This window comes from Streptomyces sp. NPDC037203 (assembly GCF_055605065.1).
Genome location: NZ_JBVJUC010000012.1, coordinates 1 through 25142 on the forward strand (window position 1 = coordinate 1; position 25142 = coordinate 25142).

The following is a 25142-nucleotide window of genomic DNA, read 5'->3' on the forward strand; positions in this document are numbered from 1 at the left end:
CACCCCCCCCCCCCCCCCCCACCCCCCCCCCACCCCCCCCCCCCCCCGCCCCCCCCCCCCCCCCCCCCCCCCCCCCCCCCCCCCCCCCCCCGCGGTCCCTACAGGGCCGCCTCCAGCGCCAGGCAGGTCTCGTAGTCCGGCAGAATGCCCGCCTCCAGAGCCCCGGCCAGCGAGGGAGCCGCGACATCGCGCTCGGACAGCACCGGTTCGACGTCGTCGAGTCTGACGGGCAGGCCGAGCGCCGGGTCCAGCGGGGAGACCGCCAGCTCGTTCTCCGCCACGTACGGACCGGACATGAGGTACACCATCGTGGTGTCGTCCTCCAGCGCCACGAACACATGGCCCACGCCGACCGGCAGATACGTCGACCGGAAGCTCTCCCCGCCGAGCTGGACGGTGTCCCACTTTCCGAAGGTGGGCGAGCCGACCCGCAGGTCGACGACGAAGTCGAGCGCCCGGCCCCGCCCGCAGTAGACGTGCTTGGCCATGCCGGGAGGCGTCGAGGTGAAGTGCACACCGCGCACCACACCGCGGCGCGAGTGGCTCTGGCAGGTCTGGAAGACGGGGAAGGAGTGCCCGGTCGTCTCCGTGAACTGCGGTTGCTGATACGTGGTCACGAACAGGCCGCGACTGTCCGGGAACACCGTGGGGGTGAACTCGTAGGCACCCTCGACGGCGAGTTCCCGGACGGTCGTGGGCGCGGTCGCGCCGATGGGTCGAGTCGTCATCGCGGAGGCCGGCGATCCGTTCACTCGCCCCACTTCAGGTAGATGACCGGCGGCTCACGGCCGGGCAGCTGGCGCAACGGCGCGTGGTCCAGGCCGAAGACCTCCCGCAGCGCGGTGGTCTCACCGGGCCACTTGGGGTGGGCCAGCTCGTCGAACGCGAGGATGCTCCCCTTGGTCAGATGCGGCCGGATCGCCTCCAGCAGTTCCCTGGTCGGCTGGTAGAGATCCAGGTCGAAGTAGGCCATGGCGATGACCGTCTCCGGGTTGTCCGCCAGGTACTGCGGCACCGTCTCGCGTACGTCGCCCTGGACGACGAAGGAACGCTGCGTGTGCCCGAAGGGCTCGCCGGCCTCGTGCGCCGCCAGGACCTCGCGCAGATGGCCGACCTCGTCCTCCGGCACCGCGAAGCGTCCGGGATGGGCGCTCGTGCTGACCTTGTCCACGTCGTCGATGTCGTCGGGGAAGCCCGTGAAGGTGTCGAAGCCGATGATGCGGCGCAGCGAGTTGTACGGCTCGTAGATGCTGCGCAGGGCCGTGAGCGTGGCCAGGTGACGGCCGTGCAGTACCCCGAACTCCATGATGACGCCCGGTATCTCGGGCAGCATCCGGTACAGCGCGTCCATGCTGAGCAGATCGGCGAGCTGATGGCGGCGCAGATAGACGGGCAGGTTGTCGATCAGGTACTTCGGAGGGATGGGGCTGTCCACGAGGAGCTTGGTGAGCCGCTCACGCGCGTCCCGTTCCTGCTCCGACTCGTGGGGAACGATGCGCGGGTCGGTGAAGCCGTCCTTGGCCATGAGGGGCCGTTCCTTTCGCCAGTGGTTCAGAAGAACCGGAACGTGGTCACTTGCCGGGGGGCCGGTCCCCGCGAACCGCCGGAGGGGACCGGCGGGGGAGTCCGCACGGCGCCGCGCCACTGCGCGTACCGACTCCCCCCGGCGAACCCCGAGGATCGTTGCACGGGGTGCGTGACAGGAACAGCCGGATCAGTCGCGGATCGAGCCGTCCTCCAGCCGCACCGTGCGGCCGTTGAACCGCCTTTCGAGCATGCGGTCGTGGGAGACGACGACCAGTGCCCCGCGGTAGTGCGACAGGGCCTCTTCGAGGTCCTCCACCAGCGCCGGCGACAGATGGTTCGTCGGCTCGTCGAGCACCAGCAGGTCCACCGGCTCGTGCAGGAGACGGGCCAGGGCGAGCCGCCGGCGCTGGCCGACGGAGAGCCGGCCCACCGCGGTGGCCAGATCCGACGGCCGGAACAGCCCGAGGCCCAGCAGCGCCCCGCGATGTGCCTCGGCGTCACCGGGCAGCCCCTGGCTGAACGCCTCCAGGAGGCTGAGTCCGGGCGAGGTCACCGGGGTCTCCTGCGGCAGCCAGCCGGTGCGCGCCGGATGGACGCTCGTGCCCTGGTCCGGTTCCAGATCCCCGACCAGCACCCGCAGCAGGGTGCTCTTGCCGGCTCCGTTCGGACCCGTGATCAGCACGCGCTCCGCCGGGCGCACCTCGAAGTCCGGCACGTGCAGCCGGTCCGCCACCTCGACGTGGTACAGCCCGGCGACCACCGAGGTGCCCGCGGCGTCGCCGCCCTGGATGCGGGGGGCGAAGCGCATCGGCCTGGGCGGGCGGGGGACCGGGTTCTCCTCCAGCCGGCGCAGCCGCTCCTTGGCGTTGCGCACGCGCGCCGAGATCTGCTTCTCCACACTGCGCTGATGACGGCCGTTCGTCCGGTCGGTGTTGCCCCGCGGCCCGGCGGCCGCGTGGTCCGTCGCGGCGCGCGTCAGCTCGCGCTGGCGGGCCAGGTCCTCCTTCCACTCCTGGTGCTGCTGCTCCCAGCGCAGCCGCGCCGCCGCCTTGGCCTTCACATAGCCGGCGTAACCACCGCTGTGCCGGTGGATGGTGTGCTGTTCGCCGTCGACGTCCCACAGGGCCGTCGCGACCCGCTCCAGGAAGACGCGGTCGTGGGAGACGACCAGGACGCTGCCGCGGTGGGAGCGCAGGTGCTCCTCCAGCCATTCCAGCGCGCTCCGGTCCAGGTGGTTGGTGGGCTCGTCGAGCAGCATCAGCTGCGGTGCGGCGGCCAGCACACAGGCCAGGCCCAACCGCGCCTGCTCACCGCCGGACAGGCTGGCCAGCCGCCGTGTGGTGTCCACGGACGCCAGGCCCAGGCCGTGCATGGCGGCCTGCACGCGGGCGTCGGCCGCGTAGCCGTCGCGCGCCTCGAAGGCCTCCATGAGATTGCCGTACTCGGCCAGCAGGTCCGTGAGTTCGTCGCCGTCCGCCTCGGCCATCGCCGCTTCGCAGCGGCGCAGTTCCTGCTCCAGCGCGCGCAGTTCGGCGAGGGCGTGGTCGATGGCGTCCCGCACGGTGTCGTCGGGTGCCAGCTCGGGTGTCTGCGGCAGATAGCCGGTGCCGCCGGGGGCACGCACCAGCACCCGGCCCGCGTCGGGCTTGTCCAGCCCGGCGAGCAGCCGCAGCAGGGAGGACTTGCCGCAGCCGTTCTCCCCGATGACACCGATGCGTTCGCCGAGGGCGACGGACTGGTGCACGCCGTCCAGCAGGCGGCGGTTGCCGCGGCTGAGCTGGATGTCGTCCAGGACGACCTGGAAGCCGCCCGGCGACTGGGCGTCCGGTGCCGCCGGGCGCTCCTCGACGAGGGCGGGGGAAGAGGAAGTGGAGGGGGAGTTATGCATGAGTACGCACGCCGTTTCATCCGTGGGTCCGAAAGGTCGACCGAGGGCGAGCACTGCTCGAACGGGTTGCCGGAGAAAGGCATGACCGCATGGCGCAGGACACGGAACAGAAGGCTGTCGTGACAGACCAGTGCGGCGCTTGAACGACGCTGGAGGGCCGCTCAAGGAGCGGCGCGCGCCGTGCCTGTGGCGCCCGGAGCCTGAAGTGCTCGCGGGGGCGGCGTCAGATGTAGTAGAAGCCTGCGGCGGCGAAAGCGGTAATCACGCATTGGATCTTAGCAGAGATCCCGATGCGGTGGGACGCCACCCGGACGGAACCGGCCAAGCCCCGATCGTTTTCGGCACCCGTGGCGGCGGGCAGACGCGCACTCGCGCCCGCGCTCGTTCTTCCCGGCGAACCGCCCAGCACCGAAATGAGCACAGCCCTATGTTCCGTCGCCACATCGCGATGATCGGCAGCCCCATCGTCAGCCATGTCCTGCCCGGCATCGAGGTCATCCGGGAACTCGTCGCACGGGGGCACCGGGTGACGTACGCCGACGCCCCGAACGTCGCCGACCTGATCCGGTCCACCGGCGCCGAGTTCGTCCCCTGCCCCACCACCCTGCCCGTCGCCGACAACGACTGGCCGCACGACCCGATCGCGGCGGCCTCCCTCTTCCTCGACGACGCGATGCAGGCCCTGCCCCGGCTGCGCGCCCACTACGACGAGGACCCCGCCGACCTCTACCTCTACGACATCGGCTCCTTCGCGGGCCGCGCCCTCGCCGAGGCGCACCGCCGCCCGCTGGTGCAGCTGTCCCCGAGCTACGTGGCCTGGAAGGGCTACCAGGACGAGGTCGGGGACCTGCTGAATCAGCTGCCGGGCGCCGACGCGTACCGGCGGCGGTTCGCGTCCTGGCTGGCCGGGTGCGGCGCGACCACGCTGGACGTGGACACCTTCACCGGCATGCCCGCCCGCACCGTCGCCCTGATCAGCAGGGCCATGCAGCCCCACGCGGACCGCGTGGACGGCGGCGCCGTGACCTTCGTCGGCCCCTGCCTGGGGGACCGCAGCGAGCAGGGCGGCTGGACCCGGCCGCCGGGCGCCCGGAAGGTGCTGCTGGTCTCCCCCGGCTCCGCCTACACACCGCCCCCGGAGTTCTTCCGCGAGTGCCTGGCGGCCTTCGGCCCGCTGGCCGGCTGGCACGTGGTCCTCCAGATCGGCAGGCGGACCGACGCGCGGGAGCTCGGGGAGATCCCGCCCAACGTCGAGGTGCACCACTGGGTGCCGCAACTCGCGATCCTGGAGCAGGCCGACGCCTTCGTCACGCACGCCGGCATGGGCGGCAGCAGCGAGGGGCTGTACACCGGCGTGCCCATGATCGCCGTGCCGCTGGGCGCCGAGCAGTCCGGCAACGCCGACCGGCTCGTCGCGCTCGGCGTTGCCCGCCGTATCGACACCGCGGACGCCACCGCCGATACTCTGCGCACGGCGCTGCTGGAGCTGACCGCCGACCCGGAGGTCCGCCGCCGCTCGGACGCGCTGCGCGCCGAGGTGCGGGCCGAGGGCGGCACCCGGCGGGCCGCCGACATCATCGAGTCCGCCCTGCCCTAGGAGCTTTCGGCTGGATCAGGCCGGATCAGGGAGCGGCGCCGGGGCCCGCGGGTCCGGCAAGATCCAGCGGGAGGTCCCAGCGCCCCCTGCCCGCTCGGGCCGCCTCGGGGCTGCGGCGACGGGCCCCACGCTGCGCCACGAGGAGGAACTGCCATGGACAGGGTACGGATGGGCGTGCTGGGCTGCGCCGACATAGCCTGGCGGCGCATGCTGCCCGCGCTCGCCTGCCATCCCGGCGTCGAGGTGGTCGCGATCGGGAGCCGGGACGCGGCCAAGGCGGCCGTGTTCGCCCGGCGGTTCGGCGGCCGGCCGGTGACCGGGTACGAGGCCGTGCTCGACCGGTGCGACCTCGACGCCGTCTACATCCCGCTGCCACCCGCGCTCAACGCCGAGTGGACCCGGCGGGCACTGGAGGCGGACAAGCACGTCCTGTGCGAGAAACCCATGACCGTCTCCGCACGGCAGGCGGGCGAACTGCGGGACCTCGCCCGCGCCCGCGCCCGGACCCTGTTCGAGAACTACATGTTCCTCTGCCATCCCCAGCACCGGGTGGTCGACGACCTGGTCGCCGCCGGAAGGATCGGTGAAATCCGTTCCCTGACAGCCGACTTCACCATTCCCGGCAAACTGCCCGGCGACATACGCCACCGCCGGGACCTGGGCGGCGGCGCGCTCACCGGCGTCGGCGGCTATCCGCTGCGCACCGCCCTGCGCTACCTCGGCCCCGGCCTGCGGGTCGTCGGCGCGCATCTCAAGCGGGACGCGCGCACCGGCGTCGACACCGGCGGGGCGGCGCTGCTCGCCGCGCCCGGCGGCGCCGTCGCCCACCTCGGGTTCGGACTGGAACACGCCTACCGCGGCCGCTACGAACTGACCGGGTCCACCGGACGCATCGTCGTCCCCAGGGCCTACACACCGCCCCCGGACCACACCGCCGTCGTCCGCCTCGAACGGGACGGATCCCACGAGGAGTTCGCCGTGCCCCCGCACGACCAGTTCCGCTCCGTGCTGACGGCCTTCGCCGAGGGCATCCGCTCGGGCACCCCGTCCCCGCTCACCGGCCGGGCCCTGACGGACCAGGCCGCGCTGGTCGAGGACGTCTACGCGGCCGCGCGGCGCGGCGGCTGACGGCCCGCGCTCGTCAACGCACCGGTGCCCGGCGCCGGGCGACCGCCGCCACGACGTCGTCGACGGCCCGGCTCAGCGGGACCTCGGGCCGCCAGCCGGTCACGTCCCGGAAGGCCGAGGAGTCGACCCGGAGGTCGTGGAAGTCGCCCGTCTCGGCGTACTCGGGCGGGGCCACCGACCGCACCGGGACCGGCGGGCGGCCGGTGTGGCGGGCCGCGCTGGCGGCGATGGCCCGGAACAGCTCGCCGAGCCCGACGACGTGCCCGCCGACCGCGCAGGCCCGGCCGTCGAGGTCCGCCGCGTGGTCCAGCGCGGTGACGAGCGCGCGGGCCGCGTCGGTCACATCGAGGAACTCGCGCCGCACGGCGCCGTCGTGCCACAGGGTGAGGGCCTCGCCCGCCAGGGCCCGGCCGGCCATCGCGGGGGCCACGCCCGCTTCGCTGCCGACCGTGGTGGGCAGGCGCAGCGCGATACCGCGGACGGTGCCCCGGAGCGCGGCATCGAGCAGGTGCCGCTCCGCGGCGGCCTTCTGCCGGGCGTAGGCGCTGCGCGGGGGGCCGCCGTCCGTCACCTGGTTGGTGCTGGCGAGGACGACCGTGGGGGCCGGCCGCCCGCCGGGGGGCGCCGCGCAGCGTTCGACCACCTCGCGCACCAGGTCCACGTTCACCCGCTCCGTCTGCGGGTCCGAGGCGGCCGACCGCCACGAGCCCCGCCCCGTCATGCGGGCCACCAGGTGGATCACCGCGTCGGCGCCCCGGACGGCCTCGGCGACGGCGTCCGGCGCGGTGAGGTCGGTCCGCATCACCGCCGCCTCCGCGCGGCCGCCGGCCGGCACGGTGAACGGCCCGCGCGCCACGGCGCGCAACCGCACCGGACGGCGGGCGAGTTCCCGGACCACGGCCGATCCGATGTACCCGGAGGCGCCCAGGACGACGATCAGGGGACGGCGGGAGGTGTCCCGCCCGGTGCCGGGGGAAAGGGGACCGGCCATTGCTGCTGCCTCTTTTCGTGGGGTGCCGCCGCGCCGCGCCCTCGAGAGAGACTCGTCCCCGTGTCCAGGGAGGATCGCCTCGCGTAGGCAGAACGCGGCCGCCTCGGCAGAATCACCGACCGTCCGTCGGTTGTTTTCGAGTCTGGGGAGTCGGCTCATGCGTGTGCTCATCGCGGCTTTCGCACACACTTCGCACTTTCACGGCATGGTGCCCCTCGCGGGGGCGCTGCGTGCCGCGGGACACGAGGTGCGCGTGGCCAGTCAGCCCGGCTTCGCGGACGAGATCACCGGCGCCGGGCTCACGGCCGTACCCGTGGGGGCGGACCACCGGCTGATGGAGGCGATGCAGGAGAAGGGCGCGGAGATCCAGCGGTACTCCGCGGACATCGACCTGTCCCGCCCCGAAGTCTTCGACTGGGACTACGTGTTCCGTCTGTACGACCTGTCGGTGCCCTACTTCTACTCGGTGATCAACGACGAGTCGTTCGTCCGGGAGCTGGTCGGGTACGCCCGCCGGTGGCAGCCGGACCTGGTGCTGTGGGAGCCGTACACGTTCGCCGGGGCCATCGCGGCGCGGGCGTGCGGCGCCGCCCACGCCCGTGTGCTCGGCGCGAGCGACCTGAACGCCTACTTCCGCCGGACGTTCCTCGACCGGCTCGCCGAGCAGCCCGCCGGACGGCGCCCCGACCCGCTGCGGGAGTGGCTGGCGGACGCCGCCGGGCGCCACGGGGTGCCGTTCGACGAGGAGCTGGTGGTCGGCCAGTGGAGCGTCGACCTGCTGCCCGAGCGGTTCCGGCTCGACCTGTCGCTGCCGACGGTGCCGCTGCGGTACGTGCCGTACAACGGCCGGGCCGTCGTGCCGGACTGGCTGCGCACGGCCGGGCCCCGGCGCCGGGTGTGCCTGACGACGGGCTCCACGGGGACCGGCTTCACCGCCGACCCGGCCGTCTTCCACCGTTACCTCCGGGTGCTCGCGCAGGTCGACGCGGAGATAGTCGTCACCGCCGACGCCGCCGCCCTGCGGGCGGTCGGCCCCCTGCCGGACAACGTCCGGGTCGTCGGCTTCGCCCCGCTGGACGTCCTGTTGCAGACGTGCGCGGCGGTGGTCCACCACGGTGGCTTCGGCACCTGGTCGACCGCCCTGTACCACGGGGTGCCGCAGGTCATGGTGCCGTTCATCTGGGACACCGTCCTGCGGGCGCAGCAGACGGCCGCCGCCGGCGCCGGCCTGTTGCTGCGGGAGGGCGAGGTGACCGCCGAGGGCCTGCGGGACAGCGTGGCGCGGGTGCTCGCCGAACCCTCGTTCCTCGACGGGGCCCGCCGGCTGCGGGGCGAGGTCCGCGCGGAGAGCAGCCCCCACGATGTGGTGCCGGTGCTGGAGGAACTCACCGGCAGGCACAGGGCCGCCGCGCCCGTGGCGGCGGCCGCGGGCTGAGCCGCGGGGCACGCTCACGCCGGAGCGTCCGCGCCCAGCAGACCCCGGTACGCCCCCCAGCCGTCGGCGACGTCCTGCTCCATCTGGTTCAGCCGGGCCGTCACGACCTGGTCGAATCCGTCGAGGAAGAACTCGTCGCCGGGCCGCGGCTCGATATGCGGATTGCTCTCGACGAACGCGCGGACGACGTCGTGCAGGCTCCTGTCCGGGGTGACGCGTCCGGCGATGTAGCGGTCCGCGCCGGCCAGGCCGGGGAAGCCCGACTCGCGGTAGAGGTACACGTCGCCCAAAAGGTCGACCTGCACCGCGATCTGCGGGTGCGCGGAACCGCGCATGGCCGCCGGGGTGATGCGCGGCAGCCGGGCGTCCACCCCGCTGCGCAGGCTCTCCAGGGCGTACCCCAGATCGATGTGCAGCGAGGGCGTCCGCTCCCGCGCGTACGCGGTGAAGTCCCGCAGCGCGTCGCGCAGCCGGGCGCGCTCGTCGGCCGCGAGCCGGCCGTCGTCCCGCCCGCTGTAGTCCTCGCGCACCGTCACGAAGTCGAGGGGGCGGCCGGGGGAGCGCTCGTCCAGGCCGGCCACGAAGTCCACGAGGTCCATGAGCCGGTCGGCCCGGCCGGGCAGGATGATGTAGTTGAGGCCGAGCCGCGTCGGGGCGCCGTGCTCCGCCCGCCTCTCCATGTACGCGCCCAGGTTCTCCCTGACCCGCCCGAAGGCGCGCGGCTTGGTCGTGGTGGCTTCGTACTCCTCGTCGCTCAGCCCGTACAGCGAGGTGCGGATCGCGTGCAGCGACCACAGCCCCGGCTGGCGCTCCAGCGTGCGGTCGGTGAGCGCGTAGGCGTTGGTGTACAGCGTCATGTCGAGGCCGCGCCGGCCGCCGCGCGCCGCGAGTTCGCCCAGCCCCGGATTGGTGAGCGGTTCCAGCCCGCCGGAGAAGTAGACCGTCGAGGGCTGTGTCTCGGGCACCTCGTCGATGACGGACGCGAACATGGCGTTGCCCGCCTTGAGCGCGGACGTCTCGTAGCGCGCGCCGGTGACGCGCACACAGAAGTGGCAGCGGAACATGCAGGTCGGCCCCGGATACAGGCCGACGCTGTAGGGGAAGGCCGGGCGGCCGTGCACCGCGGCGTCGAGCGCGCCCGTCCGCTCCAGCGGCAGGATGGTGTTGGTCCAGTACTTCCCCTGCGGGCCCCGCTGCACGGCCGTGCTCAGCTCGGGTACCCGGTGGAAGAGACCGAGCAGCGCGGCGAAGGCCGGGCGGTCCACGCCCAGCAGGTGGCGGGCCTCTTCCAGGGTGGTGAACGGGTGGGAGCCGTACCGCGTCGCCAGGTCGACGAGGTGCTCCGCCCGCTGCCGGGCCCCGTCGCCGGTGTCGCCGAGCTGGCCGAGGCGGATGCGCACCGCCTCGATCGCCGCTGCACGGTCGCCTCCGGGGCGTGCCGCGTCCTGTATCGCGGGGGCGGGCGCTGCCGCTTGGACGGTGTCCACGAGAACTGTTACCTCCGGGTCGGACTGGGGGACGGACGGCGCTCAGGAGAGCGCTGTTTGGGCCCACATCGCATCGATCTGCGCGCCGCGCTCCGCGGCGAGCCGGATGATGCTGCACACCCGGCGGATGTCCTCGAAGGACACCGACGGCCCGGTGGGCAGCGCGAGTACCTGCTCGGACAGGTGCTCGGTGTGTTCCAGCCGCAGCGGGGGGTCGGTCCGGTAGGCGGGCATCAGATGGCAGGGGGGCGAGAAGTACAGCTGGGGGAAGACCTTTTCGGCCTGCAGCAGGGCCCGCAGCCGGTCGCGGTGCAGACCGGTGACGGTGCGGTCCGTCCGCAGGATCACGTACTGGTGGTTGTTGCGTTCCTGCTCGTGGAAGGAGAGCACCTCGGTGCCGGGGACGCCGCTCAGTTCCGCCTGGTAGAGGGCGTGGTTCTCACGATTGCGCTCGCGGGTCGCCGGGAAGGCGTCGAGGGAGGTCAGACCCATCGCGGCCGAGCACTCGCTCATCTTGGCGTTCATGCCGACCGCGGTCACGGACTTGTCCCGGTCGATGCCGAAGTTGCGCAGGGCCACGAGCCGTTCGGCCAGTTCGCCGTCGTCGGTGGTCACCGCGCCGCCCTCGAAGGCCATGACCGTCTTGGTGGCGTGGAAGCTGAACACTTCCGCGTCCCCGAAGCCGCCGACCGGCCGGCCGCCGGAGGTGCAGCCGAAGGCGTGGGCCGCGTCGAAGAACAGTCGCAGCCCGTGCTCGGCGGCCAGCTTCTCCAGCTCCAGGACCGGAGCCGCCCGGCCCCACAGGTGGACGCCGAGGATGGCCCCGGTCTCGGGGGTGATCAGCTCCTCGACCCGGCCGGGGTCGAGGCAGCCGGTGACCGGGTCGACGTCGCAGAACACCGGCTCGAGCCCCACCCAGCTCGCCGCGTGCGGAGTCGCCGCGAAGGTCAGCGAGGGCATGATCACCTGTCCGGTGATGCCCGAGGCCTTCAGGACCAGTTGCAGCGCCGCGGTGGCGTTGCAGGTCGCCACGGCGTACCGCACCCCGGCGATGTCGGCGATGCGGCCCTCCAGTTCGGTGGCCAGCGGGCCGCCGTTGGTCAGCCACTCGTTGTCCAGGGCCCATTCGAGCCGGGCGAGGAACCGCGCCCGGTCGCCGACGGTGGGCATGCCCACCAGGAGCGGGCGCAGGAACGCCTCGGGACCCCCGAAGACCGCGAGATCGGTGAGCGCGCGCTTCATGGACTCACCCCCAGGAGACGGGCAGCTCGACCGGGCCCCGCATGAAGGCGTGGCGCCAGGTCAGGTCGGATGCGGAGGCGGCCAGTCGCAGGTCCGGGAAGCGCTCCAGGAGGGCCTCGAAGGTGACTTCCGCCTCCGCCCGTGCCAGCGCGGCGCCCAGGCAGTAGTGGATGCCGTGGCCGAAGGTGAGGTGGCCGCCGTCGTTGCGGTCGACCCGGAAGGACTGCGGGTCCTCGAACCGCGCCGGATCCCGGTTGGCGGCGGCCAGGTTGATGAGCACGGTGCTCTGCGCGTCGATGGACACCCCGCCGATCTCGACGGGCTCCAGGGTGTGCCGGCTCGTGATCTCGATGGGTGCCATGTAGCGCAGCATCTCCTCCACGGCCGGCCCCAGCAGGGCGCCGTCCGCGCGGAGCCGGGCGAGCTCGCCGGGGTGGGTCAGCAGCAGGAAGGTGCCGGTGCCGAGCACGTTCACCGTGGTCTCGATCCCCGCGACGAGCAGCAGGAACACCGTCGAGATGAGTTCGTTCTCGGAGAGCCGGTCCGCCACGTCGCGCAGGTCGACCAGTGCCGACAGCAGGTCGTCTCCCGGCTCGTCGCGCCGGCGGCGGATCAGGGAGCGGACGCACTCGAACAGACTGCGGTAGGAGACGGCGTTGCGCTCCGCGAACTCCGGGCTGCTCTCGACGATGTGCTGGGACCAGGTCTGGAAGTCCGCGCGGTCCTCCTCGGGCACGCCGAGCAGTTCGCACATGACGGTGAGCGGAAGCGGGCGGGCGAGCGCCTCCACCAGGTCCCCGCCGCCGGTGGCGGCGAACTTCTCCAGCAGGTCGTCGGCGATCTGCCGGATCCGCGGCCGCAGCGCGTTGATGCGCCGCACGGTGAATTCCCTGGTGACCAGCTTGCGCAGCCGGCCGTGGTCCGGCTCGTCGCTGCGGAACATGTTCCGCTGGAAGTACTCGATCAGGTCGGCCGGGATGCCGGTGGCCGCCGAGAGGTCGATGTCCGACTGCTTCATGGGGTCGTTGCTCAGCCGGGGGTCGGTCAGTGCGGCCCGTACGTCCTCGTGGCGGTTGACCAGCCAGACCAGGGAACCGTCGTAGAAGCGGACCCTGGTGACCGGACGCTGCTCCAGGATCTCCCGGTAGGTCGCGTACTGGTCGGTGTGGAACAGCTCGCTGTTCAGGGCCGGGATCTCGGGCAGTTGCGGCTGGTTCATGGTGTCCTTTCACCGGTGAGGGGTTCGGATCGCTCGGATGCGCGGGCCGGCTCACGGGGCGCGCGGGCGGTCGCCGGAGGGCGGCCCCAGCGGCGCATGGCGGGTGTCTCGACCGCGGTGTGCAGGAGCCAGGCCGCCGCCCAGCAGACGAAGAACAGCGCGACGGCCACGCCGGTGAGCCCGAGCAGACCCGGCCGGAAGCCGTCCGGCAGCACGGCGGTGAAGCAGGCCGTCAGGATCATGTGGTGCACCAGGTAGAAGGCGAAGGAGAGTTCGCCCAGCCGGAGCAGGCGCGGATGGCGGGCGGCGGAGGGCAGGCCGCGCCGGTCGCGGGAGGCGGCCGTGGCGATGAGGACCGCCAGCGGGATGACGGTGGCGCTCACCATCGCCCACAGGTGGGGCAGCTTGGTGACCATCGTCGTGACGCCGGCCACCGCGTATCCGGCGCAGCACAGGACGACGGCGAGCCGGACGCTGACGAGGGGCCACATGCCGTTGCGCACAAGGAGAGCGAGCACGATCCCGAGCGCGAACTCCAGCAGGCGCACCGGGGGCGCGGTGTAGACGAACCAGAACTGCGTGAGGCTGTACCCCGCCAGCGGCATGACCTTGCCGGGCAGCAGAGTGGCCAGCTGCGGTACGGCCAGGATCAGCGCCGTCAGCAGGCCCGCGGCCGGCCACAGCCCCTGCCGCGGCAGCCGGCGCAGCGCCCGGAGCAGGAAGGGGAACAGCAGGTAGAAGAACAGCTCGCAGGCGAGCGACCACGAGATCGGGTTGACCGTGGCGGTCATGATCATGTGCGGCCACCACGCCTGCACGAGGAAGAGGGCGGCGGCCGTCGTCCCGGCCGACAGGGCGGCGCCCGTGGCGAGGACCAGGACGAGACCGGCCACCCACGTCACGACGTGGTTCGGGTAGATCTTCGCCATCCGCCGCCGCCAGAAGCCGAGAACGGTGTCGCCCGGCCGCGCCGCGTACGTCAGCACGAACCCGCTGAGGACGAAGAAGAAGGAGACCCCGACGGGGCCGGCCGGCAGCAGGAAGTAGGCCAGGTTCCGCGAGGCGGTGTCGGCCTGCGGGTTGAACTGGCTCCACGCATGGCAGACGAACACCAGGAGCGCGGCGAAGAACCTCAGCCCCGTCAGCGACGGCAGCCGGTCGGCCCGGCCTCCCGCTGTGCCGGCCGCGTCGGCAGGGGAGGGCTTGAGGGTTTCGTCCATGGGTGGCAAGGGTCACCGGCCCTTCTCTTCGTTGCCGCTGTCCGGGAGGTCCGGACCACTCTTAGCTGGTAATGCCGGGTGGGCGGGACCGAAGGCGAATGGGGTTGCCCGAGCCGTTCGTATTCCGGCAGGAGGATGATTCCGGGGGGTGGTCGAATCCGGCTAAAGGGAAACTAGAGGATTGCGCCGCAGTCGCCGAAAAAAACTGATGAAGCCTCACTATAGCTGTGTGACCTGCTGGTTCGCTGAAATGCCGGGGATTGGTCGAGTGAGATTCAATCGGTTCGGAAGGGGGGCGGGTATACCTTCGACTGACCACTGGCCGACGGTAGCCGACCGTTTATGGTCTGCGGACTCTCAGGTGGTCGGCATTTCCTCAGGTCGTCATTCGCGCAGGCCCGGTCCCTGGTGACGTGCGGACAACTAGGAGTCAGGTGTGAACGCCAGCCCCCTACAGGGTGAGAACATTTCCGCCGCCACCCGAGGGGCGGCCCGGCCGTGGGTTCTGTCGGCCGCGGACGACCGCGCGCTGCGCGTTTGGGCGCGCCGGCTGCTGGACCACCTCCGCGCGCACCCCGAATCCGGCGCCGACGGCGTCGGCGCCGCGCTCGCCCATCAGGACCGGCGCCTGCCGCGGCGCGCAGTGATCGTCGGCTCCTCCCGCGCGGAACTCCTGGACGGACTGGCCGCGGTCGCCGACGACCGCCCGCACCCGGCGGTCGCGCGCGGAACGGCCGCCGCCCCGGCGCCCGTCACCTTCGTCTTTCCGGGCCAGGGCTCCCAGTGGCCCGGCATGGCCACCGAACTCCTCGGCGAGTCGGCGGTGTTCGCCGATGCGATCGAGCGGTGCGCGCAGGTCTTCGCCGCCGAGTCCGGCTGGTCCCTGACCGAGGCCCTGGAGACCGCGGCCGCCCCCGGCACCGTGCCCCGCGTCGAGATCGTGCAGCCCGCCCTCTACGCGGTGAGCGCCGCCCTCACCGAGCTGTGGCGCTCCTTCGGGGTCGAGCCCGACGCCGTCGTGGGACACAGCATGGGCGACCTCGCCGCCGCCCACGCCGCGGGCGCTGTCGCGATCGAGGACGGCGCCAGGGCGGTGGCGCGGTGGAGCAAGGAGCTGCGACCCCTCGTCGGCAAGGGGGACATGGCATCGGTGGAGCTGCCCGCCGACCTGGTCGCACCGCGGCTGGCCGACTGGGGCCCGGACCTGGTGCTGGCCGGGATCAACGGCCCGCGCTCGGTGCTGCTGGCCGGCGCGACCGACGCGATCGAGCGGTGCGTGGCCGAGCTGACCGCCGAGGGGGTCCGCGCCCGGACGATCGGCGTCTCGATGGCCGCGCACTCCCCGCACATGGACCGGGTCGTGGCCCGCGTGCGCGCGGCGCTGGACTGGTTCACACCGGGTGCGGGCGCGGTGCCCCTCTACTCCAGCCGCACCGGCGCCGTCCTCGACACACGCGAGCTGACGGCGGAGCACTGGTGCGCCAACTTCCGCGGCCGCGTCGAGTTCGAGCGCTCGGTGCGCGACTGCGCCGCCGAACGGGGCGGCGTGTTCCTCGAACTGAGCCCGCATCCCGTCCTCGCCGCCGCCGTACGCCAGACGCTCGACGCGGCGGGCTCCGGCCACCCGGTGCTCGCCACGCTGCGGCGCGGGCAGGGCGGGCTGCGGCGCTTCCTGGCCGCGGCGGCCGACGCCTACACGAACGGGGTGGACATCGACTGGGCGGCCGCCTTCCCCGGCGCCGGACCGGCCACGGACGCCGGCCTGCCGGACCTCCCGGAGGCCGGAGCGGACCTCCTGGACGCCGGAGCGGACCCGGCGGAACCGGACGTCCGGGCCGCCGCGCCCACCCGGCCGCAGCTGTGCCCGCCCGGCACACCGGAGCACGAGGTACGGCAGCGGCTGGCCGGCCTCGTGCACGCGGAGACCGCCGCCGTCACCGGAGCACAGGCCGCGGACGGCTCGCTCACCTTCGCCGAACTCGGGATCGACTCGGTCCTCGCGGTGCAGCTGCGCGACCGCCTCGCGGCGGCCCTCGGCCGGGACATCGCCATCGCCACGCTGTTCGACCACCCCACCCCGCAGGCGCTCACCGAAGCGCTGTACGACCTGATCGGCCCGCGCGCCGGGCACCGCGCCCCGGCCGGCCGGCCGGACCCGCGGCGGCGGGAGGAGGCGGCCGGTCACACCCCGGACGAACCCATCGCCGTCGTCGCCATGGCCGTACGGCTGCCCGGCGGGGTGCGCACCCCCGAGCAATTCTGGGAGCTGCTCGCGGACGGGCAGGACGCCGTGGCGGGCCTGCCCACGGACCGCGGCTGGGACCTGGAGGCGCTCCTGCACCCGGACCCGGCGCGGCCCGGCACGGTCCGGCAGCGCTCCGGCGGCTTCCTGCACGACGCCGCCGACTTCGACGCGGACTTCTTCGGCATATCACCGCGCGAGGCACTGGCCATGGACCCGCAGCAGCGGCTGCTGCTGGAGACCGGCTGGGAGGCACTCGAACGGGCCGGTATCTCCCCCGAGTCGGTGCGCGGCACGCCCACCGGCGTGTTCACCGGCGTCATCGCGCAGGAGTACGGCCCGCGCCTCGCCGACGGCGGCAAGGACGTCGGCGGCTATCTGGTGACCGGCACGACCACCAGCGTCGCCTCCGGACGGATCGCCTACACACTGGGCCTGGAGGGGCCGGCCCTCACCGTGGACACGGCCTGCTCCTCCTCGCTCGTCGCCCTCCAGCTCGCCTGCCGCTCCCTGCGCACGGGCGAGACGGACCTGGCGCTGGCCGGCGGCGCGACCGTGATGCCGGCACCCGGCATGCTCGTCGACTTCAGCAGACTCGGCGCGCTCGCCCCCGACGGCCGGTGCAAGGCCTTCTCCGCCGACGCCGACGGCTTCGGGATGGCGGAGGGCGCCGGAATGCTGCTGCTGGAGCGGCTGTCCGACGCCCGGCGCCTGGGCCACCCCGTGCTGGGCCTGATCCGTGCGGCGGCGGTCAACCAGGACGGCGCGAGCAACGGGCTGTCCGCGCCCAGCGGCCGGGCCCAGGCCCGCGTGATCCGGCAGGCGCTCGCCGAGGCCGGACTGTCCGCGGCCGACGTGGACGCGGTCGAGGCGCACGGCACCGGCACCCGGCTCGGCGACCCGATCGAGGCGCGGGCCCTGATCGAGGCGTACGGAGCGGACCGCCCCGCCGGGCGCCCGCTGTGGCTGGGCTCGGTCAAGTCCAACATCGGCCACACCCAGGCCGCCGCCGGTGTGACGGGCGTCATCAAGATGCTGCTCGCGATGCGCCACGGCACGCTGCCGCGCACCCTGCACGCCGACCGCCCCTCCACGGAGGTGGACTGGTCCCGCGGCGAGGTGCGGCTGCTGAGCGAACCGGTCCCGTGGTCCGGCGCCGCCCGGCCGCGCCGCGCGGGCGTCTCGTCCTTCGGCATCAGCGGCACCAACGCGCACGTCGTCCTCGAAGAGGCACCACGCGACGTCCGGACCGCCGGCTCCTCGGCCGGGCAGGGCGCCGCCCCGGACCGGCGGGCCCGGATCGTGGCGCCGTGGGTCGTGTCCGCGCACAGCGAGGCCGCGCTGCGGGACCAGGCCGGCCGGCTCGCCGCGCACCTGCGCGAGCAGCCCGGACACACCCCCGCGGACGTGGCGTTCTCGCTGGCCACCACCAGGGCGGCGGCGCGCCACCGGGCCGCGTTCGTGCCCGGCGGGTACGACGCGGCGCTGGACGCGCTCGACGAGCTGGCCGGAGGCGGCACCGAGGGCGTCGTCACGGGCACGGCCCGGCCGGGAGCCTCGCCCGTCTTCGTCTTCCCCGGCCAGGGCTGGCAGTGGGCCGGCATGGCGGTGGCGCTCTACGACAGCTCGCCGGTGTTCGCGCGCGCCCTGGACGAATGCGCCGCGGCCCTGCGGCCGCACCTGGACTTCTCCGTCCTCCCCTTCCTGCGCGCGGAGGCCGCCGCCGCGGCCGGCCGCCCCGACGCCGACCTGTCCAGCGACCGCGTCGACGTGGTGCAGCCCGTCCTCTTCGCGGTCATGGTGTCGCTGGCGGCGCTGTGGCGGGCCCACGGCGTGGAACCGGCCGCGGTGATCGGGCACTCCCAGGGCGAGATCGCCGCCGCCTGCGTCGCCGGTGCGCTCTCCCTCGACGACGCCGCCCGGCTGGTGGCCGTCCGCAGCCGCGTCATCGCCGGGCTGCGGGGCGGCGGCGGCATGGCCGCGGTCGCCGCGACCGCCGCCGACCTGGCGGAGCGGATCGCCCGCTACGACAGCCGGCTGGAGACCGCCGCGCTGAACGGGCCGCGCTCGGTGGTGGTGGCCGGACCCGACGACGACCTGGACCACCTCCTCGCCGCCCTCGGCGCGGAGGGCGTACGGGCCAGGCGCCTGCCCGTCGACTACGCGTCGCACACCGCGCACATGGACGACGCCCGCGCCGCCCTGCACGAGGAACTGGCGGACATCGAGCCGCTGCCCGGCGGCGCCGTGCCCTTCTTCTCCACGGTGACCGGCGACTGGGCGGCCCCCGCGGCACTGGACGGCGCCTACTGGTTCCGCAACCTCCGCGAGACCGTACGCCTCGAACCGGCCGTAAGGGCGCTCACGGAACAGGGATACCGGACCTTCATCGAGGTCAGCGCCCACCCCGTGCTCACCACCGCCATCGAGGAGACCGGGCAGGACGCCGGGGCGGACCTGGCGGCGGTCGGCACCCTGCGCCGCGGCCAGGGGGGAGCGGAGGACTTCGCCCACGCCCTGGCGACGGCCTGGGCCGCGGGCGTACCGGTGCGCTGGGAGTCGGTGTTCCTCGGCACGGCGGCCCGCGCGGTGCCGCTGCCCACCGCGCCGTTCCAGCGCGAACGCCACTGGCTGGAGCCCGCGCCGCAGGCCACCGCCCCGAGCGGGGCGGCGCACGACGCGGCCGACGCGCTGCGCTACCGCATCGACTGGCAGCGCATATCCGCACCGGAACCCGCCGCCACCGGCCCGCGCCGCTGGCTCCTGGTCCGGTACGACGGGGCCGCGGAACCGGCCACGCGGGCGGCGCGCGCCGCACTCGAAGCGGCCGGCGCGACCGTCACGGACCTCGTGGTCGCCGGGGCGCCGGCGCCGGACGCGCTCGCGCTGGAGCTGCGCCGCGCCGCCGAGGGCGCGGACCGGATCGGGGTGCTCTCGCTGCTGGCCGTGGACGAGCGGGGGGAGGGCGCCGCGACCCCCCTCGGCCTGCCCTCGCTCGGCGGCACCGTCGCCCTCGCCCGCGCCCTCGCCGGCTCCGGACTCGACGGCTTGCTGTGGTGCCTCACCGAAGACGTCCAGGTCACCTCGGCGGACGAGCGCCCCGGTGACCCCGCGCGGGAGGCCCTGTGGGGACTGGGGCGGGTCATCGCCCTCGAACACCCCGGCCTGTGGGGCGGTCTGATCGACGTGCCCGCCGGTTCCACCGCCGAGCTCACCCGGTCGCTCGCCGGGGTGCTGACCGGCGGCAGCGGTGAGGACCAGCTCGCCCTGCGGCCCGCCGGGGTGTTCGCGCGCCGCTGGAAGCGGGCCGCACCCCGGACCGCGCCCGGCGGCTGGGAGCCCACCGGTACGGCGCTGGTCACCGGCGGCACCGGCGGCATCGGCCGCAACGTCGCCCGGTGGCTCGCGCAGCACGGCGCCCCGCACATCGTCCTCGTCAGCCGCAGCGGCCCCGAGGCTCCGGGAGCCGGCGAACTGGCCGCCGAACTGCGCGCCCTCGGCTCCGCGGTGACCCTCGCGGCCTGCGACGTCACCGACCGCGAGGCGCTGCGCTCGCTCCTGGCGGCGCTGCCCGCGGACCAGCCCCTGACCTCGGTGTTCCACACCGCGGCCACCCTGGACGACGGCACCCTCGACACCCTGACCGGAGAGCGGATCGAACAGGCCGGCCGCGCCAAGACCCTGGGCGCCAGGAACCTGCACGAACTCACCGCGGACGCGCCCCTGACCGCGTTCGTCCTGTTCTCCTCCTTCGCCTCCGCGTTCGGCGCGCCGGGCCTGGGCTGCTACGCGCCGGGCAACGCCTACCTGGACGGCCTGGCCCGCCGGCGGCGCGCCGACGGGCTGCCCGCCACCTCGGTGGCCTGGGGGACATGGGCCGGCAGCGGCATGGCGGAGGGCCCCGTGGCGGAGCGCTTCCGCCGGCACGGCGTCGTCGAGATGGCCGCGCCCGAGGCCCTCGACGCGCTGCGGACGGCACTGGACCGGGCGGAGGTCTGCCCGGTGATCATCGGGGTCGACTGGGAGCGCTTCCTGCTCGCGTACACCGCGCAGCGGCCCACCCGGCTGTTCGACGCGCTGCCCGAGGCCCGGCACGCACACGAGGCGCTGCGCCGGGAGCACGGCGCACCCGCGGGCCCGGCCGGCGGCCTCGCGGAGCTGCCCGCCGCCGAGCGCGGACGCGCGCTGCTGGACCTGGTCCGCCGGCACGCCGCCTCGGTACTGGGGCACCGGGACGCGGAACGGGTCCCCGCGGACCGGGCGTTCACGGAACTCGGGTTCGACTCGCTGGCCTCCGTGGAACTGCGCAACCGGCTCACGGCCGCGACCGGCCTGCGGCTGCCCACCACCCTGGTGTACGACCACCCGCACGCGCGGGCCGTCGCCCTGTGCCTGGAGGCCGAACTCTTCGGCGGGGCGCGGCCCGAGCCCGCGGCCGGGGTCGCCGGTTCCGGGCCCGCCGGCGCCCCACAGGCGTCCGGCGGGGACGGCGGGGACGACCCGGTGGTGATCGTGGGCATGGCCTGCCGGCTGCCCGGTGGCATCGGTTCCCCGGAGGACCTGTGGGAGTTCGTCGCCGCCGGCCGCGACGCGGCCGGCGCGGCGCCGGACGACCGGGGCTGGGAGCGGCGCGCCGCGCCGGGCACCGGTACCGGCCGCCCGCAGGGCAACTTCCTCGACGACGCGGGAGGCTTCGACGCGGCGTTCTTCGGGATCTCCCCGCGTGAGGCGCTGGCGATGGACCCGCAGCAGCGCCAGGTGCTGGAGGCCACCTGGGAGGCGCTCGAACGGGCGGGCATCCGGCCGGAAACCCTGCGCGGCAGCGACACCGGCGTGTTCGTCGGCATGTCCCACCAGGGGTACGCGGCGGGCCCGTTGGAGGGCCGGGACGAGGTCGAGGGCTATCTCCTCACCGGCAGCACCGGCAGTGTCGCCTCCGGCCGGGTCGCGTACCTGCTCGGCTTGGAGGGGCCGGCGTTGACGGTGGACACGGCGTGTTCGTCGTCGTTGGTGGCGTTGCATCTGGCGGCGCGGTCGTTGCGGGACGGGGAGTGCTCGCTGGCGGTGGCCGGTGGGGTGTCGGTGATGGCGGGTCCGGAGGTGTTCACGGAGTTCTCGCGGCAGGGGGCGCTGGCGGCGGACGGGCGGTGCAAGGCGTACTCCGACGACGCCGACGGCTTCGGCATGGGCGAGGGTGTCGCCCTGCTGGTGCTGGAGCGGCTCTCGCAGGCGCGGCAGCGGGGGCACCGGGTGCTCGCCGTGGTCCGGGGCAGCGCGGTCAACCAGGACGGAGCCAGCAACGGACTCGCGGCGCCGAGCGGCCCCGCGCAGCAGCGGGTGATCCGTCAGGCACTCACCGCCGCCCGCCTGACGCCCGACCAGGTCGATGCCGTGGAGGGTCATGGGACGGGGACGGCGCTGGGTGATCCGATCGAGGCGCAGGCGTTGCTGGCGACGTATGGGCAGGGGCGTGATCCGGGTCGGCCGTTGTGGCTGGGGTCGGTGAAGTCGAACATCGGGCATGCGCAGGCGGCGGCGGGTGCGGTGGGTGTGATCAAGATGGTGCTGGCGTTGGGGCGGGGTGTGTTGCCGGGGTCGTTGCATGCGGGGGTGCCGTCGTCGCATGTGGACTGGTCTTCGGGTGGGGTGCGGGTGCTCGGGGAGGCGCGTGCGTGGCCGTCCGGTGGGCGGGTGCGGCGTGCGGGGGTGTCGGCGTTCGGGGTGAGTGGGACGAACGCGCATGTGATCGTGGAGGAGGCGCCGTCGTTGCCGGTGGAGGCCGGTGCTGCGGGTGGGCCGGTGGGGGTGCTGGAGGCGGCGGGTGTGGTGCCGCTGGTGGTGTCGGCGCGTACGGAGACCGCACTGGCCGCCCAGTCCCGCCGCCTGGCCGAACACCTGACGCGGCATCAGGACACGGTGCTGCGGGACGCGGCCGGGACCCTCACCGGGGCACGGCAGCACTTCGACCGGCGGGCCGTGGCCCTCGCGCGCGGCGTGGCGGACGCCACGGGCACCCTGCGCGCCCTCGCCGAGGGGTTGCCGGCTCCCGGTCTGGTCACCGGTGTGGGTGGTGGGGGTCGTCGTGTGGTGTGGGTGTTTCCCGGTCAGGGGTCGCAGTGGGTGGGGATGGGCCGCGGCCTGCTCGATGTGCCGGTGTTCGCGCAGGCGTTGGCGGAGTGTGATGCGGCGCTGGCGGAGGTGGCGGGTTTCTCGGTGGTGGATGTGGTGCGGGGTGTGGAGGGGGCTCCGGGGCTGGACCGGGTGGAGGTGGTGCAGCCGGTGCTGTTCGCGGTGATGGTGTCGCTGGCGCGGTTGTGGCGGGCGTGCGGCGTGGAGCCGGACGCGGTGGTGGGCCATTCGCAGGGCGAGATCGCGGCGGCGTGTGTGGCGGGGGCGCTGTCCTTGCCGGACGCGGCGCGAGTGGTGGCACTGCGGGCCCGGGCCCTGGCCGAACTCGCCGGCCCCGGCGCCATGATGTCGCTGCGCACCGGCCGCGCAAACGCCGAGGAACTGCTCGGCGGCGCGCCCGGCGCACCGGAGCTGGCCACGGTCAACGGCCCCGGCGCCGTCGTGGTGGCCGGCGACCCCGAGGCGGTGCGCGGCTTGCGGGACACCTGCGCCGCGGCGGGCGTCGACGCGCGGATACTCCCCGTCGACTACGCCTCGCACACCTCCCACATGGAGCCCCTGCGGGACGCGGTCACCGCACCGCTGTCCGGCATCGTCCCGCGCACACCCGCCGTTCCCCTCTACTCCACCCTGCGGGGCGCCTTCGTCGAAGGACCCGAGCTGGACGCCGGCTACTGGTTCGACAACCTGCGCCACACCGTGGAGTTCGAGGCCGCGGTCGAGGCGCTCGCGGCGGCGGGCCACGACGTGTTCGTCGAGGTGAGCCCCCACCCGGTGCTGAACGGCAGCATGCAGGACACGCTCGGCGACACCAGCGCCGTACTGGGCTCCGTCCAGCGCGACGACGACACGCCCGAACGCTTCCTGTCCGCCCTGGCCGAGGCGCACGTCAACGGCGTCACGGTGGACTGGCGGACCGTGCTCGGCGACGCCGAACCGGCCGACCTGCCGACGTACCCCTTCGAACACCAGCGGTACTGGCTGATGCCCGACGCGACCGGGCCGTCGCGGCCGGACGCCGGCTGGCGCTACCGCATCGGCTGGCAGGAGACCGCCGTCACGGACGCCTCCGCCGGCCCGGCCGGCCGCTGGCTGCTCCTGCTGCCCGCCCCGTCCGGCACCGGCCCCGGCCGGCCGGTCTGGTACGAGGCCGCCGCCACCGCCCTCGCCGAACACGGGGCCCGGCCGCACCCGGTCACCGTCCCGCTCGACGACCCGCAGGCCCTGACCACCGCCGTCCGCGACGCCCTCGCCACCGAGGCGGCGTCCGGCGCCTACGCGGGCGTGCTCTCCCTGCTGGCCCTCGACGACGCGGACACCGGCGCCGAGGCCACGCTCGGCCTGCTGCGCGAACTGGCCGCGGCGGACGCCGACACGCCCGTCTGGCTGGCGACGTGCGGCGCCGTCGGCACCGGCGCGGACGACCCGGTGACCTGCCCGGCCGGGGCGCAGGTCTGGGGCCTCGGCCAGGCGGCCGCCCTCGAACGCGGCGCCCGGCACACCGGCCTCGTGGACCTGCCACCGGAGGCGACAGAGACCCAACGGGCCCTGTTCGCCCGTGCGTTGACCGGCACGGAGGACCAACTCGCCATCCGGGCACAGGCCGTGCTCGCGCGGCGGCTGCTGCCCGCCGCACCCGGCGCGGACCGGATACCGGCCCCCGCGGACGGTCTGGTGCCGCAGGGCACGATCCTTGTCACGGGCGGCACCGGCGGCCTCGGCGCGCTCACCGCGCGTCGGCTGGCGGCCAGGGGCGCCCAGCACCTGGCCCTGGTCAGCCGCCGGGGCGCGGCGGCACCGGGCGTCCCCGAACTGGTCGCCGAACTCACCGGACTCGGCGCCCGTGTCACCGTGCACGCCTGCGACGTCAGCGTCCCCGAGCAGGTGGCCGCGCTGACCGGCGGACTGCGCGCGGACGGCGCGACGATCACCGGCGTGGTGCACGCCGCCGGAGTGAACCAGCAGAGCGCCGTACGGGAGATGACCCGCGAGGAGTTCCGTACGGTCCTCGCCGCCAAGGTGGACGGCGCGCGCAACCTCGCGCACGCCTGCCCCGGCCTGAGCCTGTTCCTGCTGTTCTCCTCCGGCGCCGCCGTGTGGGGCAGCGCCGGACAGGGCGCGTACGCGGCGGGCAACGCCTTCCTCGACGCCTTCGCCCAGCACCGCCGCGCCCGCGGCCTCGCCGCGACGTCCGTGGCCTGGGGACTGTGGGCGGAGGGCGGCATGACGGACGACGCGCAGGCCGTCGCCCGGCTCCGGGACCAGGGCGTGCGCCCCATGCCGGGGGAGCGGGCGCTCGACGCGCTGGAGACGGTGCTGGCCGGGGCCGAGACCGCCGTGGTCGTCGCCGACGTCGACTGGCCGCGGTTCACCGAGACCTACACCGCCCTGCGCGCGCGCCCCCTGCTCGACACGGTCCCCTCGGCCCGGCCCGCCGCCCCCGCGCGGCCGGCACCGGCGGCGGGAGCGACCCTGCGCGACCGGCTCGCCGGCCGGCCCCGGAGCGAACAGCACCAGGAACTGACCCGGCTGGTGCGCTCCCACGCCGCCGCGGTCCTCGGCCACCAGGACACCCGCGCGGTGGCGGTCGACACCGCCTTCCGCACCCTCGGCTTCGACTCGCTCGCCGCCGTACGCCTGCGCAAGAGCCTGGCCGAGGCCACCGGGCTCGCCCTGCCCACGACCCTCGTCTTCGACCACCCCAACCCCGCCGCCCTGGCCGACCACCTGCGCTCCCAGCTGTGCGCGGACCCGCACGACGAGGACCCCGCCACGGCCGTCCGCGACGGACTGGACCGCCTCGAAGCCGGACTCGCCGACGTGCCCGCCGAGCGGCGCGCCGAACTGGCCCAGCACCTCGACCGCGTACTGACCGCCCTGCGGGCCGGTACGCCCGGCACCCGGCACGACGGCGCCCCCCGCCCCCCGCACACCCCGGAGCCGGATCTCGCCGAGGCCGGATTCGACGAACTGCTGGAGGCCCTCGGCCACGAACTGGGCGACAACGAACAGCCGACAGCGAACAGGTAAAGGACAC

Annotated in this window: 12 protein-coding genes; 4 read left to right on the plus strand and 8 right to left on the minus strand. The window is 74.4% G+C overall.

The genetic code is table 11. From position 1 onward, the window contains the following. Positions 1–98 precede the first annotated feature (98 nt). From ACZ7EC_RS27280 to ACZ7EC_RS27290, 3 genes are all read right to left on the minus strand, one after another. The gene (locus tag ACZ7EC_RS27280; RefSeq protein WP_182790363.1) at positions 99–728 is read right to left on the minus strand and encodes a dTDP-4-dehydrorhamnose 3,5-epimerase family protein; all 630 of its coding nucleotides are present in this window, start codon (positions 726–728) and stop codon (positions 99–101) included. 20 nt (positions 729–748) lie between these two features. Continuing rightward, entirely contained in the window at positions 749–1525 is a 777-nt protein-coding gene (locus ACZ7EC_RS27285) for a class I SAM-dependent methyltransferase (RefSeq protein WP_037663946.1), read from the minus strand. Between the two features lie 189 nt (positions 1526–1714). Beyond that, positions 1715–3415: a TlrC/CarA/OleB/SrmB family ABC-F type ribosomal protection protein gene (locus ACZ7EC_RS27290; RefSeq protein WP_471066631.1), complete on the minus strand. Its 1701-nt coding sequence runs from the start codon at positions 3413–3415 to the stop codon at positions 1715–1717. 427 nt (positions 3416–3842) lie between these two features. On the opposite strand from ACZ7EC_RS27290, the gene ACZ7EC_RS27295 reads away from it, so the two are divergent. Together ACZ7EC_RS27295 and ACZ7EC_RS27300 are read left to right on the plus strand one after the other, a co-directional pair. After that, positions 3843–5012, plus strand: a complete 1170-nt coding sequence (locus tag ACZ7EC_RS27295; protein ID WP_011113124.1) for a macrolide family glycosyltransferase — start codon at positions 3843–3845, stop codon at positions 5010–5012. Positions 5013–5165: 153 nt separating this feature from the next. Then, positions 5166–6140, plus strand: coding sequence for a Gfo/Idh/MocA family protein (locus ACZ7EC_RS27300; protein WP_471066634.1), 975 nt, complete (start codon positions 5166–5168; stop codon positions 6138–6140). A 13-nt stretch (positions 6141–6153) separates the two neighbouring features. Here the strand turns inward: ACZ7EC_RS27300 and ACZ7EC_RS27305 are convergent, their stop codons facing one another. Next, entirely contained in the window at positions 6154–7131 is a 978-nt protein-coding gene (locus ACZ7EC_RS27305) for an NAD-dependent epimerase/dehydratase family protein (protein ID WP_471066635.1), read from the minus strand. 157 nt (positions 7132–7288) lie between these two features. Here ACZ7EC_RS27305 and ACZ7EC_RS27310 point away from each other — a divergent pair, with 157 nt between their 5' ends. After that, a complete protein-coding gene (locus ACZ7EC_RS27310; RefSeq protein ID WP_471066636.1) occupies positions 7289–8566 on the plus strand; it encodes an activator-dependent family glycosyltransferase in 1278 nt (425 codons plus the stop codon). A 14-nt stretch (positions 8567–8580) separates the two neighbouring features. Here the strand turns inward: ACZ7EC_RS27310 and desII are convergent, their stop codons facing one another. From desII to ACZ7EC_RS27330, 4 genes are read right to left on the minus strand one after another with little or no spacing between them, the layout of a single operon-like run. Beyond that, a complete protein-coding gene (desII, locus tag ACZ7EC_RS27315) occupies positions 8581–10053 on the minus strand; it encodes a dTDP-4-amino-4,6-dideoxy-D-glucose ammonia-lyase (protein WP_011113120.1) in 1473 nt (490 codons plus the stop codon). Between the two features lie 42 nt (positions 10054–10095). Continuing rightward, entirely contained in the window at positions 10096–11295 is a 1200-nt protein-coding gene (locus ACZ7EC_RS27320; RefSeq protein WP_471066638.1) for a dTDP-4-dehydro-6-deoxyglucose aminotransferase, read from the minus strand. A 4-nt stretch (positions 11296–11299) separates the two neighbouring features. Next, entirely contained in the window at positions 11300–12514 is a 1215-nt protein-coding gene (locus ACZ7EC_RS27325) for a cytochrome P450 family protein (protein WP_011113118.1), read from the minus strand. Beyond that, positions 12511–13734 (minus strand): acyltransferase family protein, encoded by a 1224-nt coding sequence (locus ACZ7EC_RS27330; RefSeq protein WP_471066640.1) that lies wholly within the window; start codon positions 13732–13734, stop codon positions 12511–12513. Before ACZ7EC_RS27330 ends, ACZ7EC_RS27325 begins: the two co-directional genes overlap by 4 nt. A gap of 436 nt (positions 13735–14170) precedes the next feature. Here ACZ7EC_RS27330 and ACZ7EC_RS27335 point away from each other — a divergent pair, with 436 nt between their 5' ends. After that, positions 14171–25135 carry an SDR family NAD(P)-dependent oxidoreductase gene (locus ACZ7EC_RS27335; RefSeq protein ID WP_471066642.1) on the plus strand — a complete coding sequence of 3655 codons (10965 nt, stop codon included), beginning with the start codon at positions 14171–14173 and terminating at the stop codon, positions 25133–25135. Positions 25136–25142: the final 7 nt, after the last annotated feature.

Coding starts and splice junctions, on each gene's coding strand:
- ACZ7EC_RS27280 (WP_182790363.1), bottom strand. CDS start 728: ATGACGACTCGACCCATCGGCGCGACCGCGCCCACGACCGTCCGGGAA.
- ACZ7EC_RS27285 (WP_037663946.1), bottom strand. CDS start 1,525: ATGGCCAAGGACGGCTTCACCGACCCGCGCATCGTTCCCCACGAGTCG.
- ACZ7EC_RS27290 (WP_471066631.1), bottom strand. CDS start 3,415: ATGCATAACTCCCCCTCCACTTCCTCTTCCCCCGCCCTCGTCGAGGAG.
- ACZ7EC_RS27295 (WP_011113124.1), top strand. CDS start 3,843: ATGTTCCGTCGCCACATCGCGATGATCGGCAGCCCCATCGTCAGCCAT.
- ACZ7EC_RS27300 (WP_471066634.1), top strand. CDS start 5,166: ATGGACAGGGTACGGATGGGCGTGCTGGGCTGCGCCGACATAGCCTGG.
- ACZ7EC_RS27305 (WP_471066635.1), bottom strand. CDS start 7,131: ATGGCCGGTCCCCTTTCCCCCGGCACCGGGCGGGACACCTCCCGCCGT.
- ACZ7EC_RS27310 (WP_471066636.1), top strand. CDS start 7,289: ATGCGTGTGCTCATCGCGGCTTTCGCACACACTTCGCACTTTCACGGC.
- ACZ7EC_RS27320 (WP_471066638.1), bottom strand. CDS start 11,295: ATGAAGCGCGCGCTCACCGATCTCGCGGTCTTCGGGGGTCCCGAGGCG.
- ACZ7EC_RS27325 (WP_011113118.1), bottom strand. CDS start 12,514: ATGAACCAGCCGCAACTGCCCGAGATCCCGGCCCTGAACAGCGAGCTG.
- ACZ7EC_RS27330 (WP_471066640.1), bottom strand. CDS start 13,734: ATGGACGAAACCCTCAAGCCCTCCCCTGCCGACGCGGCCGGCACAGCG.